11 protein-coding genes, 2 tRNA genes and 3 rRNA genes are annotated in these 17,128 nt (G+C 59.6%); 8 read left to right on the top strand and 8 right to left on the bottom strand.

Annotation, left to right across the window (positions count from 1 at the left end; genetic code table 11):
* Nucleotides 1–9 precede the first annotated feature (9 nt).
* The 7 genes from rrf to ACTJKT_RS31025 all read right to left on the bottom strand — a co-directional run bounded on the left by rrf (nt 10) and on the right by ACTJKT_RS31025 (nt 8,795).
* A 5S ribosomal RNA gene (gene rrf / locus ACTJKT_RS31055) occupies nt 10–125 on the bottom strand.
* Nucleotides 126–271: 146 nt separating this feature from the next.
* Nucleotides 272–3,163: ribosomal RNA gene (locus ACTJKT_RS31050) — 23S ribosomal RNA — on the bottom strand.
* Between the two features lie 250 nt (nt 3,164–3,413).
* Nucleotides 3,414–3,489: transfer RNA gene (locus ACTJKT_RS31045), tRNA-Ala, on the bottom strand.
* Between the two features lie 26 nt (nt 3,490–3,515).
* Nucleotides 3,516–3,592 (bottom strand) — tRNA-Ile (locus tag ACTJKT_RS31040).
* Between the two features lie 65 nt (nt 3,593–3,657).
* Nucleotides 3,658–5,194, bottom strand: a 16S ribosomal RNA gene (locus ACTJKT_RS31035).
* Together the 16S, 23S and 5S rRNA genes with 2 tRNA genes alongside form the textbook arrangement of a ribosomal RNA operon.
* A gap of 628 nt (nt 5,195–5,822) precedes the next feature.
* Nucleotides 5,823–7,316, bottom strand: coding sequence for a CoA-acylating methylmalonate-semialdehyde dehydrogenase (locus tag ACTJKT_RS31030; RefSeq protein WP_025807895.1), 1,494 nt, complete (start codon nt 7,314–7,316; stop codon nt 5,823–5,825).
* A gap of 129 nt (nt 7,317–7,445) precedes the next feature.
* Nucleotides 7,446–8,795, bottom strand: a complete 1,350-nt coding sequence (locus tag ACTJKT_RS31025) for an aspartate aminotransferase family protein (protein WP_009046838.1) — start codon at nt 8,793–8,795, stop codon at nt 7,446–7,448.
* Between the two features lie 126 nt (nt 8,796–8,921).
* Here ACTJKT_RS31025 and ACTJKT_RS31020 point away from each other — a divergent pair, with 126 nt between their 5' ends.
* The 6 genes from ACTJKT_RS31020 (at nt 8,922) to ACTJKT_RS30995 (ending at nt 15,453) form a co-directional block, all read left to right on the top strand.
* The gene (locus ACTJKT_RS31020) at nt 8,922–9,842 is read left to right on the top strand and encodes a LysR family transcriptional regulator (protein ID WP_440790383.1); all 921 of its coding nucleotides are present in this window, start codon (nt 8,922–8,924) and stop codon (nt 9,840–9,842) included.
* 187 nt (nt 9,843–10,029) lie between these two features.
* Nucleotides 10,030–10,692: a TetR/AcrR family transcriptional regulator gene (locus ACTJKT_RS31015; protein WP_202699015.1), complete on the top strand. Its 663-nt coding sequence runs from the start codon at nt 10,030–10,032 to the stop codon at nt 10,690–10,692.
* Between the two features lie 12 nt (nt 10,693–10,704).
* Complete coding sequence (locus ACTJKT_RS31010; RefSeq protein ID WP_440790380.1) at nt 10,705–11,286, top strand: IMPACT family protein; 582 nt, start codon at nt 10,705–10,707, stop codon at nt 11,284–11,286.
* 553 nt (nt 11,287–11,839) lie between these two features.
* On the top strand, nt 11,840–13,405 hold the full coding sequence (locus tag ACTJKT_RS31005) for an ABC transporter ATP-binding protein (protein WP_440790378.1): 1,566 nt from the start codon (nt 11,840–11,842) through the stop codon (nt 13,403–13,405).
* Nucleotides 13,406–13,420: 15 nt separating this feature from the next.
* On the top strand, nt 13,421–14,527 hold the full coding sequence (locus ACTJKT_RS31000; protein ID WP_440790376.1) for an ABC transporter permease: 1,107 nt from the start codon (nt 13,421–13,423) through the stop codon (nt 14,525–14,527).
* Nucleotides 14,527–15,453 (top strand): ABC transporter permease, encoded by a 927-nt coding sequence (locus ACTJKT_RS30995; RefSeq protein WP_440790374.1) that lies wholly within the window; start codon nt 14,527–14,529, stop codon nt 15,451–15,453. Before ACTJKT_RS31000 ends, ACTJKT_RS30995 begins: the two co-directional genes overlap by 1 nt.
* Nucleotides 15,454–15,505: 52 nt before the next feature.
* On the opposite strand, the gene ACTJKT_RS30990 is transcribed toward ACTJKT_RS30995, so the two are convergent.
* Nucleotides 15,506–15,931: a hypothetical protein gene (locus tag ACTJKT_RS30990; RefSeq protein WP_440790373.1), complete on the bottom strand. Its 426-nt coding sequence runs from the start codon at nt 15,929–15,931 to the stop codon at nt 15,506–15,508.
* Nucleotides 15,932–16,014: 83 nt separating this feature from the next.
* Here ACTJKT_RS30990 and ACTJKT_RS30985 point away from each other — a divergent pair, with 83 nt between their 5' ends.
* Both ACTJKT_RS30985 and ACTJKT_RS30980 read left to right on the top strand, forming a co-directional pair.
* Complete coding sequence (locus ACTJKT_RS30985; protein WP_025807911.1) at nt 16,015–16,365, top strand: MerR family DNA-binding transcriptional regulator; 351 nt, start codon at nt 16,015–16,017, stop codon at nt 16,363–16,365.
* A gap of 25 nt (nt 16,366–16,390) precedes the next feature.
* Nucleotides 16,391–17,074 carry an SDR family oxidoreductase gene (locus ACTJKT_RS30980; RefSeq protein ID WP_097305714.1) on the top strand — a complete coding sequence of 228 codons (684 nt, stop codon included), beginning with the start codon at nt 16,391–16,393 and terminating at the stop codon, nt 17,072–17,074.
* The last annotated feature ends 54 nt before the right edge of the window (nt 17,075–17,128 follow it).

Genomic DNA, 17,128 nt, shown 5'->3' with positions numbered 1-17,128 from the left:
GGAATTTAATCTTGACGATGACCTACTCTCACATGGGGAAACCCCACACTACCATCGGCGATGCATCGTTTCACTTCTGAGTTCGGGATGGGATCAGGTGGTTCCAATGCTCTATGGTCGTCAAGAAATTCGGTGTGCCGACTCGTCTTTCGACGCTTCGGCAAATTGGGTATGTAATAGCTTTGTGGTGTTTTGTGAGCGGTGCAAACTTTCGGTTCATTTCGTCTTCACACACCGCAACTCGCTCTTAAGCAAATTGCTTGGGTGTTATATGGTCAAGCCTCACGGGCAATTAGTATTGGTTAGCTCAACGCCTCACAGCGCTTACACACCCAACCTATCAACGTCGTAGTCTTCGACGGCCCTTTAGGGAACTCAAGGTTCCAGTGAGATCTCATCTTGAGGCAAGTTTCCCGCTTAGATGCTTTCAGCGGTTATCTTTTCCGAACATAGCTACCCGGCAATGCCACTGGCGTGACAACCGGAACACCAGAGGTTCGTCCACTCCGGTCCTCTCGTACTAGGAGCAGCCCCTCTCAAATCTCAAACGTCCACGGCAGATAGGGACCGAACTGTCTCACGACGTTCTAAACCCAGCTCGCGTACCACTTTAAATGGCGAACAGCCATACCCTTGGGACCGGCTTCAGCCCCAGGATGTGATGAGCCGACATCGAGGTGCCAAACACCGCCGTCGATATGAACTCTTGGGCGGTATCAGCCTGTTATCCCCGGAGTACCTTTTATCCGTTGAGCGATGGCCCTTCCATACAGAACCACCGGATCACTAAGACCTACTTTCGTACCTGCTCGACGTGTCTGTCTCGCAGTCAAGCGCGCTTTTGCCTTTATACTCTACGACCGATTTCCGACCGGTCTGAGCGCACCTTCGTACTCCTCCGTTACTCTTTAGGAGGAGACCGCCCCAGTCAAACTACCCACCATACACTGTCCTCGATCCGGATAACGGACCTGAGTTAGAACCTCAAAGTTGCCAGGGTGGTATTTCAAGGATGGCTCCACGCGAACTGGCGTCCACGCTTCAAAGCCTCCCACCTATCCTACACAAGCAAATTCAAAGTCCAGTGCAAAGCTATAGTAAAGGTTCACGGGGTCTTTCCGTCTAGCCGCGGATACACTGCATCTTCACAGCGATTTCAATTTCACTGAGTCTCGGGTGGAGACAGCGCCGCCATCGTTACGCCATTCGTGCAGGTCGGAACTTACCCGACAAGGAATTTCGCTACCTTAGGACCGTTATAGTTACGGCCGCCGTTTACCGGGGCTTCGATCAAGAGCTTCGCGTTAGCTAACCCCATCAATTAACCTTCCGGCACCGGGCAGGCGTCACACCCTATACGTCCACTTTCGTGTTTGCAGAGTGCTGTGTTTTTAATAAACAGTCGCAGCGGCCTGGTATCTTCGACCGGCATGGGCTTACGGAGCAAGTCCTTCACCCTCACCGGCGCACCTTCTCCCGAAGTTACGGTGCCATTTTGCCTAGTTCCTTCACCCGAGTTCTCTCAAGCGCCTTGGTATTCTCTACCCAACCACCTGTGTCGGTTTGGGGTACGGTTCCTAGTTATCTGAAGCTTAGAAGCTTTTCTTGGAAGCATGGCATCAACCACTTCGTCACCTAAAAGGTAACTCGTCATCAGCTCTCGGCCTTAGAATCCCGGATTTACCTAAGATTCCAGCCTACCACCTTAAACTTGGACAACCAACGCCAAGCTGGCCTAGCCTTCTCCGTCCCTCCATCGCAATAACTAGAAGTACAGGAATATTAACCTGTTTTCCATCGACTACGCTTTTCAGCCTCGCCTTAGGGACCGACTAACCCTGCGTCGATTAACGTTGCGCAGGAAACCTTGGTCTTTCGGCGTGGGTGTTTTTCACACCCATTGTCGTTACTCATGTCAGCATTCGCACTTCTGATACCTCCAGCAAGCTTCTCAACTCACCTTCACAGGCTTACAGAACGCTCCTCTACCGCATCACTTACGTGATACCCGTAGCTTCGGTGTATGGTTTGAGCCCCGTTACATCTTCCGCGCAGGCCGACTCGACTAGTGAGCTATTACGCTTTCTTTAAAGGGTGGCTGCTTCTAAGCCAACCTCCTAGCTGTCTAAGCCTTCCCACATCGTTTCCCACTTAACCATAACTTTGGGACCTTAGCTGACGGTCTGGGTTGTTTCCCTTTTCACGACGGACGTTAGCACCCGCCGTGTGTCTCCCATGCTCGGCACTTGTAGGTATTCGGAGTTTGCATCGGTTTGGTAAGTCGGGATGACCCCCTAGCCGAAACAGTGCTCTACCCCCTACAGTGATACATGAGGCGCTACCTAAATAGCTTTCGAGGAGAACCAGCTATCTCCGAGCTTGATTAGCCTTTCACTCCGATCCACAGGTCATCCGCTAACTTTTCAACGGTAGTCGGTTCGGTCCTCCAGTCAGTGTTACCTAACCTTCAACCTGCCCATGGATAGATCGCCCGGTTTCGGGTCTATACCCAGCGACTAAACGCCCTATTAAGACTCGCTTTCGCTACGCCTCCCCTATTCGGTTAAGCTCGCCACTGAATATAAGTCGCTGACCCATTATACAAAAGGTACGCAGTCACAGAACAAAGTCTGCTCCCACTGCTTGTACGCATACGGTTTCAGGATCTATTTCACTCCCCTCTCCGGGGTTCTTTTCGCCTTTCCCTCACGGTACTAGTTCACTATCGGTCAGTCAGTAGTATTTAGCCTTGGAGGATGGTCCCCCCATATTCAGACAAAGTTTCTCGTGCTCCGTCCTACTCGATTTCATGACTAAGAGATTTTCGCGTACAGGGCTATCACCCACTATGGCCGCACTTTCCAGAGCGTTCCGCTAATCTCAAAGCCACTTAAGGGCTAGTCCCCGTTCGCTCGCCACTACTAAGGGAATCTCGGTTGATTTCTTTTCCTCAGGGTACTTAGATGTTTCAGTTCCCCTGGTTCGCCTCTTGCACCTATGTATTCAGTACAAGATAACCATCTTATGATGGCTGGGTTCCCCCATTCAGACATCTCCGGATCAAAGTCTGTTTGCCGACTCCCCGAAGCTTTTCGCAGGCTACCACGTCTTTCATCGCCTCTGACTGCCAAGGCATCCACCGTATGCGCTTCTTCACTTGACCATATAACCCCAAGCAATCTGGTTATACTATGAAGACGACATTCGCCGAAAATTCGCAATGCTCATGAGAGCAACTCACAAATTTTACCTTAGCCTGAATAAACACCAGTGAAAGTGCCATTCAGTCTATCTTTCTATCACATACCCAAATTTTTAAAGAACGATTCTGATAAAGATCAGAAATCAACATTCATCGCCGTTCTGGCGGAATGCTCATTTCTAAGCTTTAAACGATGGAGACCAATCTGTAATGGTGGAGCCAAGCGGGATCGAACCGCTGACCTCCTGCGTGCAAGGCAGGCGCTCTCCCAGCTGAGCTATGGCCCCGTATCGCTACAGGGTGCACCAGTAATTGGTGGGTCTGGGCAGATTCGAACTGCCGACCTCACCCTTATCAGGGGTGCGCTCTAACCAACTGAGCTACAGACCCAATCGTCTTCTTCAATGAATCAAGCAATTCGTGTGGGAGCTTATGAAGCAGCTGATGTCGTCGATTAAGGAGGTGATCCAGCCGCAGGTTCCCCTACGGCTACCTTGTTACGACTTCACCCCAGTCATGAATCACACCGTGGTAACCGTCCTCCCGAAGGTTAGACTAGCTACTTCTGGTGCAACCCACTCCCATGGTGTGACGGGCGGTGTGTACAAGGCCCGGGAACGTATTCACCGCGACATTCTGATTCGCGATTACTAGCGATTCCGACTTCACGCAGTCGAGTTGCAGACTGCGATCCGGACTACGATCGGTTTTATGGGATTAGCTCCACCTCGCGGCTTGGCAACCCTCTGTACCGACCATTGTAGCACGTGTGTAGCCCAGGCCGTAAGGGCCATGATGACTTGACGTCATCCCCACCTTCCTCCGGTTTGTCACCGGCAGTCTCCTTAGAGTGCCCACCATAACGTGCTGGTAACTAAGGACAAGGGTTGCGCTCGTTACGGGACTTAACCCAACATCTCACGACACGAGCTGACGACAGCCATGCAGCACCTGTCTCAATGTTCCCGAAGGCACCAATCCATCTCTGGAAAGTTCATTGGATGTCAAGGCCTGGTAAGGTTCTTCGCGTTGCTTCGAATTAAACCACATGCTCCACCGCTTGTGCGGGCCCCCGTCAATTCATTTGAGTTTTAACCTTGCGGCCGTACTCCCCAGGCGGTCAACTTAATGCGTTAGCTGCGCCACTAAGAGCTCAAGGCTCCCAACGGCTAGTTGACATCGTTTACGGCGTGGACTACCAGGGTATCTAATCCTGTTTGCTCCCCACGCTTTCGCACCTCAGTGTCAGTATCAGTCCAGGTGGTCGCCTTCGCCACTGGTGTTCCTTCCTATATCTACGCATTTCACCGCTACACAGGAAATTCCACCACCCTCTACCATACTCTAGCTCGCCAGTTTTGGATGCAGTTCCCAGGTTGAGCCCGGGGATTTCACATCCAACTTAACGAACCACCTACGCGCGCTTTACGCCCAGTAATTCCGATTAACGCTTGCACCCTCTGTATTACCGCGGCTGCTGGCACAGAGTTAGCCGGTGCTTATTCTGTCGGTAACGTCAAAATACTCACGTATTAGGTAAGTACCCTTCCTCCCAACTTAAAGTGCTTTACAATCCGAAGACCTTCTTCACACACGCGGCATGGCTGGATCAGGCTTTCGCCCATTGTCCAATATTCCCCACTGCTGCCTCCCGTAGGAGTCTGGACCGTGTCTCAGTTCCAGTGTGACTGATCATCCTCTCAGACCAGTTACGGATCGTCGCCTTGGTGAGCCATTACCTCACCAACTAGCTAATCCGACCTAGGCTCATCTGATAGCGCAAGGCCCGAAGGTCCCCTGCTTTCTCCCGTAGGACGTATGCGGTATTAGCGTCCGTTTCCGAACGTTATCCCCCACTACCAGGCAGATTCCTAGGCATTACTCACCCGTCCGCCGCTCTCAAGAGAAGCAAGCTTCTCTCTACCGCTCGACTTGCATGTGTTAGGCCTGCCGCCAGCGTTCAATCTGAGCCATGATCAAACTCTTCAGTTCAAACATCTTTGGGTTTTGAGAAAACCCTAAACTTGGCTCAGCAATCGTTGGTTACATCTTTGATTTCTCGCGGAGTAACTTGTGATGCTGATAATCTTTCTGACTATCAGTCTGACTCCACAAGCACCCACACGAATTGCTTGATTCAGTTGTTAAAGAGCGGTTGGTTAAGTCTTTCGTCTCAACCGAGGCGCGCATTCTACAGCAGCCTCTGTATCTGTCAAGCGGTTATTTTAAGAAGTTTTCAAAGTTTCCTTTGCAACTTCAACCACTTGCGCTTCCGATCTCTCGTCAGCGGGAGGCGAATTCTACAGCGTTACACGCTGCTGTCAACACCTCTTTTTCTCCGCTTTCGACCGAGAAGATCGAACCGTCAATCCGGCGAAAACACACTGCCGAACCGACTCCTTCGGGCTTCGATGAACCGAAGCGTGACCGCTGTCGAAAACTGCGTAACTCGTTGAATATCAAGGAGTTTTCCGTTTCGACTGCGCCGGAAGTGGGGCGAATTATAGACCTGTAGAATCTGCCGTCAACACTTATTTTCACAAATCTGTCATATCAGTCAAAAACGCCCCTAAAAGCAAAGGCCGCCCCCAAGGGGGCGGCCTTTATGCCCTTCTACTAGTTACAAGCTAGGGAAGGCGAACTGCGAGGCTTCATGGCTGGCACGCTGCGGCCAACGCTGAGTGATCGCCTTGCGACGGGTATAGAAACGCACGCCGTCCGGACCGTAGGCATGCAGGTCGCCAAACAGCGAACGCTTCCAGCCGCCAAAGCTGTGATAAGCCACCGGCACCGGCAGCGGTACGTTGACGCCCACCATCCCGACTTCGATCTCGTCACAGAACAGCCGCGCCGCTTCACCGTCACGGGTAAAGATGCAGGTACCGTTGCCGTACTCGTGATCGTTGATCAGTTGCATGGCCTCTTCCAGGCTGTTCACCCGCACGACGCACAACACCGGCCCGAAGATCTCTTCTTTATAGATGCGCATTTCCGGAGTGACGTTGTCGAACAGGCAGCCACCAAGGAAGAAGCCTTCTTCATGGCCCGGCACGCTCAGGCCACGGCCGTCGACTACCAGCTTCGCGCCCGCCTTCACACCATCCTCGACATAACCGCTGACCTTGTCCCGCGCCTGACCTGTGACCAGCGGCCCCATGTCCAAACCACAGGACGTACCAGCACCAATCTTCAGCGCCTTGATCTGCGGTACCAGCTTGGCCACCAACGCATCGGCTACCTGGTCGCCGACACACACGGCAACCGAGATCGCCATGCAGCGCTCGCCGCAGGAACCATAGGCCGCGCCCATCAAAGCACTGACCGCGTTATCCAGGTCGGCATCCGGCATCAGCACGGCGTGGTTCTTCGCCCCGCCCAGCGCCTGCACGCGTTTGCCGCGCTTGGTGCCTTCGGCGTAGATGTATTCGGCAATCGGGGTCGAACCGACGAAGCTCAGTGCCTTGACTTCCGGCGCTTCGATCAGCGCGTCCACCGCAGTCTTGTCGCCGTGCACCACACTCAGCACGCCTTTCGGCAGGCCGGCTTCCAGCAGCAGCTGGGCGATCAGCAGGGTCGAGCTCGGGTCACGCTCGGATGGCTTGAGGATGAAGCAGTTGCCGCAGACGATCGCCAACGGATACATCCACAGCGGCACCATCGCCGGGAAGTTGAACGGGGTGATACCGGCAACCACGCCCAGCGGCTGGAAGTCGGACCAGGCATCGATGTTCGGGCCGACGTTACGGCTGTACTCGCCCTTGAGGATTTCCGGAGCGGCACAGGCGAACTCGACGTTCTCGATACCACGCTTGAGTTCACCGGCGGCGTCTTCCAGGGTCTTGCCGTGTTCTTCGCTGATCAACTGGGCGATGCGCGATTCATTCTGCTCCAGCAGTTGCTTGAAGCGGAACATCACCTGGGCACGCTTGGCCGGCGGCGTGTTGCGCCAGGCCGGGAAAGCCGCCTTGGCGGCATCGATGGCGCTCTGGATGGTTTCGCGGCTGGCCAGCGGCAGCTTGTGGATCGCCTGACCGGTGGACGGGTTGAACACATCGACCGCGCGACCGCTCTCGGTCACCAGTTCACCATTGATCAAATGCGGGATAACGCTCATCGGGGAACTCCTGAAGTTGTCCACAAGCGCCCGCCAAGGGGCGCCTGCTTTATATAGATAGAAACAAATCACGATGGCGCCTGTGAGTACGCCATCGCGAGCAAGCTCGGCTCCTACAGTGTTTGGAAATCAGTCGAGCTTGTTCAGCACTTCGCCGACGGCATCGAACAGGCGGTCCAGATCCTGCGGCTTGCTGTTGAAGGTCGGGCCGAACTGCAGGGTGTCGCCGCCGAAACGCACATAGAAACCGGCTTTCCACAGGGCCATGCCCGCTTCGAACGGACGCACGATGGCGTCGCCATCCCGCGGGGCAATCTGGATGGCACCGGCCAGGCCGAAGTTACGAATGTCGATGACATTCTTCGCACCCTTGATGCCGTGCAGTGCTTTCTCGAAATGCGGCGCCACCTCAGCAACGCTCTGCACCAGGTTTTCCTTCTGCAGCAGATCCAGTGCCGCCAGGCCGGCCGCGCAGGCCACCGGGTGCGCCGAGTAGGTGTAGCCGTGAGGGAATTCCACCGCGTACTCAGGGGTCGGCTGGTTCATGAAGGTCTGGTAGATCTCGGAGCTGGCAATCACCGCGCCCATCGGAATCGCGCCGTTGGTGACTTGCTTGGCGATGCACATCAGGTCCGGGGTCACGCCAAAACTGTCGGCACCGAACATCTTGCCGGTACGGCCGAAACCGGTGATCACTTCGTCGAACACCAGCAAGATGTTGTGCTGGTCGCAGATTTCCCGCAGGCGCTTGAGATACCCCTGTGGCGGCACCAGCACGCCAGCGGAACCGGCCAGAGGCTCGACGAACACCGCGGCGATGTTGGAGGCGTCATGCAGCTCGATCAGTTTGAGCAGCTCGTCGGCCAGGGCGATACCGCCCTGCTCCGGAATGCCACGGGAGAACGCGTTGCTTGCCAGCAGGGTGTGCGGCAGGTGGTCGACATCCATCATCGCCTGGCCGAACAGTTTACGGTTGCCGTTGACCCCGCCGAGGCTGGTGCCGGCAATGTTCACGCCGTGGTAGCCACGGGCACGGCCGATCATCTTGGTCTTGGTCGACTGGCCTTTCAGGCGCCAGTAGGCACGCACCATTTTCACCGCGGTATCGGCGCATTCGGAACCGGAGTCGGTGAAGAACACATGGTTCAGGTTGCCCGGGGTCAGCGCGGTGATTTTCTCGGCCAGCTGGAACGACAGCGGGTGACCGTACTGGAAGCCCGGCGAGTAATCGAGGGTGCCCAGTTGCTTGGCCACCGCTTCCTGGATTTCCTTGCGGGTGTGGCCGGCGCCACAGGTCCACAGGCCGGACAACGAGTCATAAACCTTGCGCCCCTTGTCGTCGACCAGCCAGCTGCCTTCGGCGGCGACGATCAGACGTGGATCGCGCTGGAAGTTGCGGTTGGCGGTGTAGGGCATCCAGTGAGCATCGAGCTTGAGCTGGCTGGCCAGGGAAGCTGGAGCGTTTTCATGCATGTTCATGGGGCAAAACCTCGCAGGGCAATAAGCGGCGCAGGGATCGGAAAGCGTTGTTGCGGCTAAGTTGCCACGGCTATAAAGTCGGTGAAATCCAACTTTTATAACCTTCAGTCAGTGGTTCACTAAACTATGAGCAGCCGTCGCGCCGACCCGCTGGCGCAAGTCAGCGACTTCGATATCCGCCTGCTGCGGATCTTCCGCAGCGTGGTCGAGTGCGGTGGCTTCTCTGCCGCGGAAACCGTGCTCGGCATCGGCCGCTCGGCCATCAGCCAGCAGATGAGCGACCTCGAGCAACGCCTCGGCCTGCGCCTGTGCCAACGTGGACGCGCCGGCTTCTCGCTGACCGAAGAGGGACGCGAGGTGTATCAATCGGCCCTGCAGCTGTTGAGCGCCCTGGAAAGCTTCCGCACCGAGGTCAACGGCCTGCACCGCCACCTGCGTGGCGAACTGATCATCGGCCTGACCGACAACCTGGTCACCCTGCCCCACATGCGCATCACCCATGCCCTGGCCCAACTGAAGGAACGCGGGCCGGACGTGCAGATCCAGATCCGCATGATCGCCCCCAACGAAGTCGAACAAGGGGTGCTCGACGGGCGCCTGCATGTCGGCGTGGTGCCCCAGGCCAGCGCCTTGTCCGGGCTGGAATACCAGCCGCTGTACAGCGAACGCTCGCTGCTTTACTGCGCCGTCGGCCACCCGCTGTTTTATGTCGACGACAAGCAACTGGACGACCGGCGCCTCAACGAACAGGACGCCATCGCCCCGACCTTCCGCCTGCCCGCCGAGATCCAGGCCCATTACCAGGCGCTCAATTGCACCGCCAGCGCTTCGGACCGCGAAGGCATGGCGTTCCTGATCCTCACCGGACGCTACATCGGCTACCTGCCGGACCATTACGCCTGCCTCTGGGTCCAGCAGGGACGACTGCGCGCGCTCAAACCCGATTCACGCTTTTATGACCTGAGCCTGGCATCGGTCACACGCAAGGGCCGTCGCCCCCATTTGGTGCTGGAGAGCTTCCTGGACAGCCTGGCGGCCACCCGCTGAAAACCAGTGGCGGCCTTCATGCGCCTGCTGCCGGAAGACCGGGCCGCGCTGCGTGGCGCAAATCCGGCCGGCGAAAGCGACACCCTGGAACCGCTTTGAGGGTTTTCTGCCCATTAAGACTTGTCTGAGGCCTGTGGGTGCGCTATCAACGCACAGGTTGCACCCACAGAACAGCTCGGAAACGCCTATGACCCTTGAAGTCCCAGCCCACGCCGGCCCTCAAACCGCCAAGCCCGCCAGCCGTATTCGCCAGAAAAACGAAGAAGCGATCATCAAGGCCGCCGAAGACGAGTTCGCCCGTCACGGTTTCAAAGGCACCAGCATGAACACCATCGCGCAGAATGCCGGCCTGCCCAAGGCCAACCTGCATTACTACTTCACCAACAAGCTTGGGCTGTATGTCGCGGTGTTGAGCAACATCCTCGAGTTGTGGGACAGCACCTTCAACACCCTGACCGCCGACGACGATCCGGCCGAAGCGCTGACCCGCTACATCCGCGCCAAGATGGAGTTCTCCCGGCGCCAGCCGCAGGCCTCGCGAATCTTCGCCATGGAGATCATCAGCGGCGGCGAATGCCTCAGCGAATACTTCAGCCAGGACTACCGCGCCTGGTTCCAGGGGCGCGCCGCGGTGTTCCAGGCCTGGATCGACGCCGGCAAGATGGACCCGGTGGACCCGGTGCACCTGATCTTCCTGCTGTGGGGCAGCACCCAGCATTACGCCGACTTCGCCACCCAGATCTGCCGCGTCACCGGTCGCAGCAAGCTGACCAAGCAGGACATGGAAGACGCCGGCAACAACCTGATCCGCATCATCCTCAAGGGTTGCGGCCTCAAGCCTGCCTTATAAAGAACACAGCGCATGCCCTTTACCCTCGCCGGCCTTTGCGAATACCGCGAAGAAATTCGCAAAAGCCGCTTTATCGCCCTCGCCGCGCCGATCAGCAGCGCGGCCGAGGCTCAAGCCTTTATCGAACAGCACAGCGACCTCAACGCCTCCCACAACTGCTGGGCCTGGAAACTCGCCGACCAATACCGCAGCAGCGACGACGGCGAGCCCGGCGGCACCGCCGGCCGGCCGATCCTCGCGGCTATCGAAGCCCAGGATTGCGATCAGGTCGCGGTGCTGGTGATTCGCTGGTACGGCGGCATTCAACTGGGCACCGGCGGCCTGGCCCGCGCCTATGGCGGCAGCGCCAACAAGTGCCTGCAAGGCGCCGAACGCATCGAGCTGGTCAGCCGGGTAGCCCTGCGTTGCGCCTGCAGCTTCAGCGAACTGGCCCTGGTCAAGTTGCGGGTCGCCGAACTCGGCGGGCTGCTGGTCGAGGAACAATTCACAGCCAACGGTGTGGAGCTGCAACTGGCCCTGGGCGAAAGCCGGATCGCCACCTTGCAAAGCCAGCTGGCCGACCTGAGTCGCGGGCGCATCCTCTTGCAGCGCTGAGTGCACCAACACCGCACTCACGCCTCGAAATCATCCTGTGTACAACGGCCCGGTGGATAGCCGACTTGCCCACACCTGCTGTGTACCCGGCTGTGGATAACCTGAGCACACTTGCCTGTAACCCTTTTGCAACGTGGCTTTGCGGCGGTTGTTCACTTTTCAGCCAATCTGCCATCAGAAATACATTTTTCAAGCTAAAACAGTAAGTTAGCTCTGTTTATCGCCTTTAGAAGAAAGCCACACAGTGCTTATGCCCGACCTTTGGGCTTGCACACAAATACTGTGGAGCAAGCTGTGGATAACCCGTGCAAGGCTGCGCCAGCCTCCGATGCGGCAAGGCTTGCAGGCTGCTGATCACTTTTCGACCAACCTTGCGCGAGCAAGACCGCCACCCTTTCAAACACCTTGCCCCGAACTGGTGCCAAGTGCCGGTGCGGTGGACGACCTGAAGGTGCACAACACCGCGGCCCATCGCGGCCCGGAGGCTTTCCTGACTCACTGGCCAGGAAATTGCTTTATCCACAGGCATAACGTTCAGCGACCCGAGTCCGTCATGCCCAACCCCGTTCCCATCCCCGATGCAACACCCCGCCTGCAACTGCGCAGGATCACCAAGCGTTATCCCGGTTGCCTGGCCAACGACGGGATCGACCTGAGCATCCAGCCCGGGGAAATCCATGCCCTGCTCGGTGAAAACGGCGCCGGCAAAAGCACCCTGATGAAGATCATCTACGGGGTGACTCAGGCCGACTCCGGCGAGCTGATCTGGCAGGGACAGCGTCAGCTGATGCGCAATCCGGCCCAGGCGCGCAGCTTGGGGATCGGCATGGTGTTCCAGCATTTCTCGCTGTTCGAGACCCTGAGCGTGGCGCAGAACATCGCCCTGGCCATGGGCGCCGCGGCCGGTACGCCAAAGCAGCTGGAGCCGAAGATTCGCCAGGTTTCGCAGCGCTACAGCATGGCCCTGGAGCCGGAACGCCTGGTGCACAGCCTGTCCATCGGCGAGCGCCAGCGGGTGGAGATCATTCGCTGCCTGATGCAGGACATCCGCCTGCTGATCCTCGACGAACCGACCTCGGTGCTGACGCCCCAGGAAGCCGATGAGCTGTTCGTCACCCTGCGCCGCCTGGCCAGCGAGGGCTGCAGCATTCTGTTCATCAGCCACAAGCTCGGCGAAGTCCGCGCCCTGTGCCACAGCGCCACGGTGCTGCGCGGCGGCCGGGTTGCCGGGCACTGCATACCGGCCCAATGCTCGGACCAGGAACTGGCGCGGCTGATGGTCGGCGAAGCCGCGGGCCTGATCACCGACTACCCGAAGGCCAGGGGCGGCGACGCCTTCCTGCAGGTCCAGAAGCTGTCCTGGCCCAATCCGGACCCGTTCGGCTGCTCGCTCAAGGACATCGACCTGGAGGTGCGCAGCGGGGAAATCGTCGGCATCGCCGGGGTCGCCGGCAATGGCCAGGACGAACTGCTGGCCCTGCTCAGCGGCGAACAGCGCCTTGATCGTGCCGCGGCTGCCACCTTGCGCTTCGCCGGTCAGTACGTCGCCCACCTGCGCCCCGATGCTCGCCGTGGGCTGGGCCTGGCGTTCGTCCCGGCCGAGCGCCTGGGGCACGGCGCAGTGCCGGAACTGAGCCTGGCGGACAACGCCCTGCTGACCGCCTTCCAGCAGGGGCTGGTGAGCAAAGGCCTGATCCAGCGCGGCAAGGTGCTGGCCCTGGCCGAAGACATCATCCGCCGTTTCACGGTGAAAACCCCGGACAGCCAGACCGCCGCCCGCAGCCTATCCGGCGGCAATCTGCAGAAATTCATCCTCGGCCGGGAAATCCTCCAGCGCCCCAGGCTGCTGATCGCCGCGCACCCGACCTGGGGCGTCGACGTCGGCGCCGCCGCGACTATCCACCGGGCCCTGGTGGCCCTGCGCGATGCGGGCGCGGCGATCCTGGTGATCTCCGAAGACCTCGACGAACTGTTCCAGATCAGCGATCGCCTGGCGGCCCTGTGCAGCGGCCGCCTGTCAGCGCTCAAGGCCACCGCGGACACCAGCCTGATCGAAGTCGGTGGCTGGATGGCCGGCCAGTTCGATACCCCCGCCCACTCATCTGCTCAGCCGGCGTAACGGAGCTCTTTATTTATGCTGCTTTCTCTCGAACCCCGCGGCCAGCAATCGCGCCTGATGCTCTGGTGCTCGCCGCTGCTGGCTGCCGCTCTGACCCTGGGCTGCGGCTCGCTGCTGTTTGTCGCCCTGGGCCACGACCCGCTGGAAACCCTGCACACCTTGCTGATCGCCCCGATCAGCGACCTGTATGGGGTTTCCGAACTACTGGTCAAGGCACTGCCGATCCTGCTCTGCGCCCTCGGCCTGGCCGTGGCCTATCAGGCGCGGATCTGGAACATCGGCGCCGAAGGCCAGCTGCTGCTCGGCGCCCTGGCCGGCAGCGCCCTGGCGGTGAACATCATCGACCTGCAAAGCCGCTGGGCGCTGGTGCTGATCCTGTTCACCGGCACCCTGGCCGGTGCCGCCTGGGCCGGACTCACCGCCTGGTTGCGCACGCACTTCAACGCCAATGAAATCCTCACCAGCATCATGCTCAACTACATCGCCCTGAACCTGCTGCTGTATTGCGTGCACGGACCGTTGAAAGACCCGGCCGGGTTCAACTTCCCCGAGTCGGCGATGTTCGGCGACGCCAGCCGCCTGCCGCTGCTCCTGGAAGATGGCCGGGTGCATGCCGGGGTGTATTTCGCCCTGCTGGCCCTGGTAGCGGTGTGGGTGCTGCTGCAAAAAAGCTTCGTCGGTTTCCAGATCAAGGTGCTGGGCCTGGACAAGCGCGCCGCCGGCTTCGTCGGCTTTCGCGAGAAGCGCCTGATCTGGCTGGCGCTGCTGATCAGCGGTGGGCTGGCCGGCCTGGCCGGGGTGTGCGAAGTCGCCGGCCCCATCGGCCAACTGGTGCCCCAGGTGTCGCCCGGCTATGGCTATGCGGCGATCACCGTGGCCTTTCTCGGCCGCCTGCACCCCATCGGCATTCTGTTTTCCAGCCTGCTGATGGCGCTGCTGTACATCGGTGGCGAGAACGCGCAGATGAGCCTCAACCTGCCGCAAGCCATCACCCAGTTGTTCCAGGGCATGATGCTGTTCTTCCTGCTGGCCAGTGACGTGCTGATTCTCTATCGGCCGCGCCTGAACCTGCGTTGGGCACGTCGCGCCGCCACCCCTTCCGTGCAGGCAGGAGCGCTGTGATGGACATCGATCTGTTGAGCAATATTTTCTACGCCATGGTCCGCTGCGGTACGCCGCTGCTGCTGGTGGCCCTGGGCGAGCTGATCTGCGAGAAGAGCGGCGTCCTCAACCTCGGCCAGGAAGGCATGATGCTGTTTGGCGCGGTGATAGGTTTTATCGTCGCCCTGAGCAGCGGCAACCTGTGGCTCGGCGTGCTGCTGGCGATGCTCGCCGGGATGCTGCTGTCGGCGCTGTTCGCCCTGGTGGCGCTGGTGTTCAACGCCAATCAGGTGGCCACCGGCCTGGCCCTGACCATCTTTGGTGTCGGGCTGTCGAGTTTCGTCGGCGCCAGTTGGGTCGGTAAACCCCTGGCCGGATTCGAGCCCATGGCGATTCCGCTGCTGAGCGAGATCCCGCTGCTCGGGCGCATGCTGTTTGCCCAGGACCTGCTGGTCTACCTGTCCTTTGCCCTGTTCGCCGGGGTGGCCTGGGTGATCCTGAAAAGCCGGGTCGGCCTGATCATCCAGGCGGTCGGCGAAAACCCCGACGCGGCCAGCGCCATGGGCCTGCCGGTGCTGCGGGTACGCACCCTGGCGGTGCTGTTCGGCGGCGCCATGGCCGGCCTGGCCGGGGCTTACCTGTCCCTGGCCTACACCCCGATGTGGGCAGAAAACATGAGCGCCGGCCGCGGCTGGATCGCCCTGGCGCTGGTGGTGTTCGCCAGCTGGCGAGTGTGGCGCCTGCTGCTCGGCGCCTACCTGTTCGGCCTCGCCAGCATCCTGCACCTGGTGGCGCAAGGGCTGGGCCTGGCGATTCCCTCGAACCTGCTGGCGATGCTGCCGTATGCCGCGACCATCCTGGTGCTGGTGCTGTTGTCCCGGGATGCGCTGCGCACCCGCCTGTATGCGCCGGTGTCGCTGGGGCAGCCGTGGCAGGCGGGGCGTTAGGCGGCGTCCATACGGATGTTATCGCGGGCAATCGAGCGTCGACCGGCCACTCCTACAGAGGCTGATGGCTGGCGATGGGCTCCCGCTCACCCACCGGCCACAACTGCGCCACCGCCCAGGCCAGTTCAAAAAACAGGATCACGCCGATCAAGGTCGTGCCGCCCTGGGCCAGGGCGTAGATCTGCCAGGTGGAAAACAGCAGCCGCCCGATAGCGTCGTAACGCCCGAAGGCCAGCTGCGGATCGCGGATGCGCAGCACCGACCAGACGCAGACGATAGAGCCCATCAGGTTGACCATCAGCATATGCATGGGCTCGAACGGCGGCAGTTCGCCGGGCAGGTTGAAGGCCTGACTCCACTGCTGCATCAGCCCGTGCAGGGCGAGAAAACTCCAGGGGGTGACAAAGGCGGCGGTGACGATCAGGTCGTACCAACCGCTGGCCCGCACCAATTGACGGTATTGCGCTGTGCTCCACATAAAAGGCCACTCCGGCTATTCAAGGAGCACACAGGCTAAAGCCTGGAGTATGCTCCAGGGTCAAGCCCTTCCGAGACTCCAGCATGCGCATCGGTGAACTTGCCCAGGCCTGCGCCGTCAGCCGCGATACCCTGCGTTTCTACGAGCAGCGCGGATTGATCGCGGCACAACGCACCGCCAACGGCTATCGTGACTACCCCAGCGACATGGTGCAGCTGGTGCTCTACATCAAGACCGCGCAACGCCTGGGCTTCAGCCTCGGCGAGATCGGCAGCAGCGTTGCCGCGCTGTGGCAGTCGAGCGATCCGGACAGCGCGGTGACACAACTGCTGCAAGACAAACTGACGCTGATCGAGACCCGCATCAGCGAACTGGGCGAGTTGCGCCAGGAGCTGCAACAACGGCTCGGCCAGCGTTGCCCATTAAATCCATGATCTTCACTCATCAAGGAATTCCCGCATGTCTACGCCAAAAACCGCACTGATCATCGGCGCCTCCAGAGGCCTGGGCCTGGGCCTTGTGCAACGTCTGCTGGACGCTGGCTGGCAGGTCACCGCCACCGTGCGCAACCCGCAGAAAGCCGAGGCACTCGCGGCCCTGGGCCCGGTCCGCATCGAGCAGTTGGACATGGACGATCAGCAGGCGGTGATCGCCCTGAACCAGAAGCTCAAAGGCGAGGTGTTCGACCTGCTGTTCGTCAATGCCGGGGTCAAGGGGCCGGACGACCAGACGCCGGGCAAGGCGACCCTGGCGGAAGTCGGCCAGCTGTTCTTCACCAACGCCGTGGCGCCGATCAACCTGGCCCAGCGTTTCGCCCCGCAGATCCGCCCGGACAGCGGCGTGCTGGCGTTCATGAGTTCGGTGCTGGGCAGCGTGACCATGCCCGACGCGCCGGAGCTGGCACTGTACAAGGCGAGCAAGGCGGCGCTGAACTCCATGACCAACAGCTTCGTGACCCAGCTCGAGCAGAAGCTCACGGTACTGTCGCTGCACCCGGGCTGGGTGAAGACCGACATGGGCGGCGAAGGCGCGGACATCGACGTCGAGACCAGCACCCGCGGCCTGATCGAGCAGATCAATGCCTATACCGGCAAGGGCGGGCATCATTTCGTGAACTACAGGGGCGAAACCATTCCCTGGTAAGCCTGCCCCGTAGCCGCTGCCGCAGGCTGCGCTAAGGCTCGAAGAGCCTTCCAG

This window comes from Pseudomonas sp. 22526 (assembly GCF_052044735.1).
Classification (GTDB): domain Bacteria; phylum Pseudomonadota; class Gammaproteobacteria; order Pseudomonadales; family Pseudomonadaceae; genus Aquipseudomonas; species Aquipseudomonas piscium.
This window is presented reverse-complemented; position numbering and strand designations above follow the sequence as displayed.

Bases quoted from the DNA above. Each gene is read 5' to 3' on its own strand.
- ACTJKT_RS31030 (WP_025807895.1), bottom strand. From the start codon at position 7,316: ATGAGCGTTATCCCGCATTTGATCAATGGTGAACTGGTGACCGAGAGC.
- ACTJKT_RS31025 (WP_009046838.1), bottom strand. From the start codon at position 8,795: ATGAACATGCATGAAAACGCTCCAGCTTCCCTGGCCAGCCAGCTCAAG.
- ACTJKT_RS31020 (WP_440790383.1), top strand. From the start codon at position 8,922: ATGAGCAGCCGTCGCGCCGACCCGCTGGCGCAAGTCAGCGACTTCGAT.
- ACTJKT_RS31015 (WP_202699015.1), top strand. From the start codon at position 10,030: ATGACCCTTGAAGTCCCAGCCCACGCCGGCCCTCAAACCGCCAAGCCC.
- ACTJKT_RS31010 (WP_440790380.1), top strand. From the start codon at position 10,705: ATGCCCTTTACCCTCGCCGGCCTTTGCGAATACCGCGAAGAAATTCGC.
- ACTJKT_RS31005 (WP_440790378.1), top strand. From the start codon at position 11,840: ATGCCCAACCCCGTTCCCATCCCCGATGCAACACCCCGCCTGCAACTG.
- ACTJKT_RS31000 (WP_440790376.1), top strand. From the start codon at position 13,421: ATGCTGCTTTCTCTCGAACCCCGCGGCCAGCAATCGCGCCTGATGCTC.
- ACTJKT_RS30995 (WP_440790374.1), top strand. From the start codon at position 14,527: ATGGACATCGATCTGTTGAGCAATATTTTCTACGCCATGGTCCGCTGC.
- ACTJKT_RS30990 (WP_440790373.1), bottom strand. From the start codon at position 15,931: ATGTGGAGCACAGCGCAATACCGTCAATTGGTGCGGGCCAGCGGTTGG.
- ACTJKT_RS30985 (WP_025807911.1), top strand. From the start codon at position 16,015: ATGCGCATCGGTGAACTTGCCCAGGCCTGCGCCGTCAGCCGCGATACC.
- ACTJKT_RS30980 (WP_097305714.1), top strand. From the start codon at position 16,391: ATGTCTACGCCAAAAACCGCACTGATCATCGGCGCCTCCAGAGGCCTG.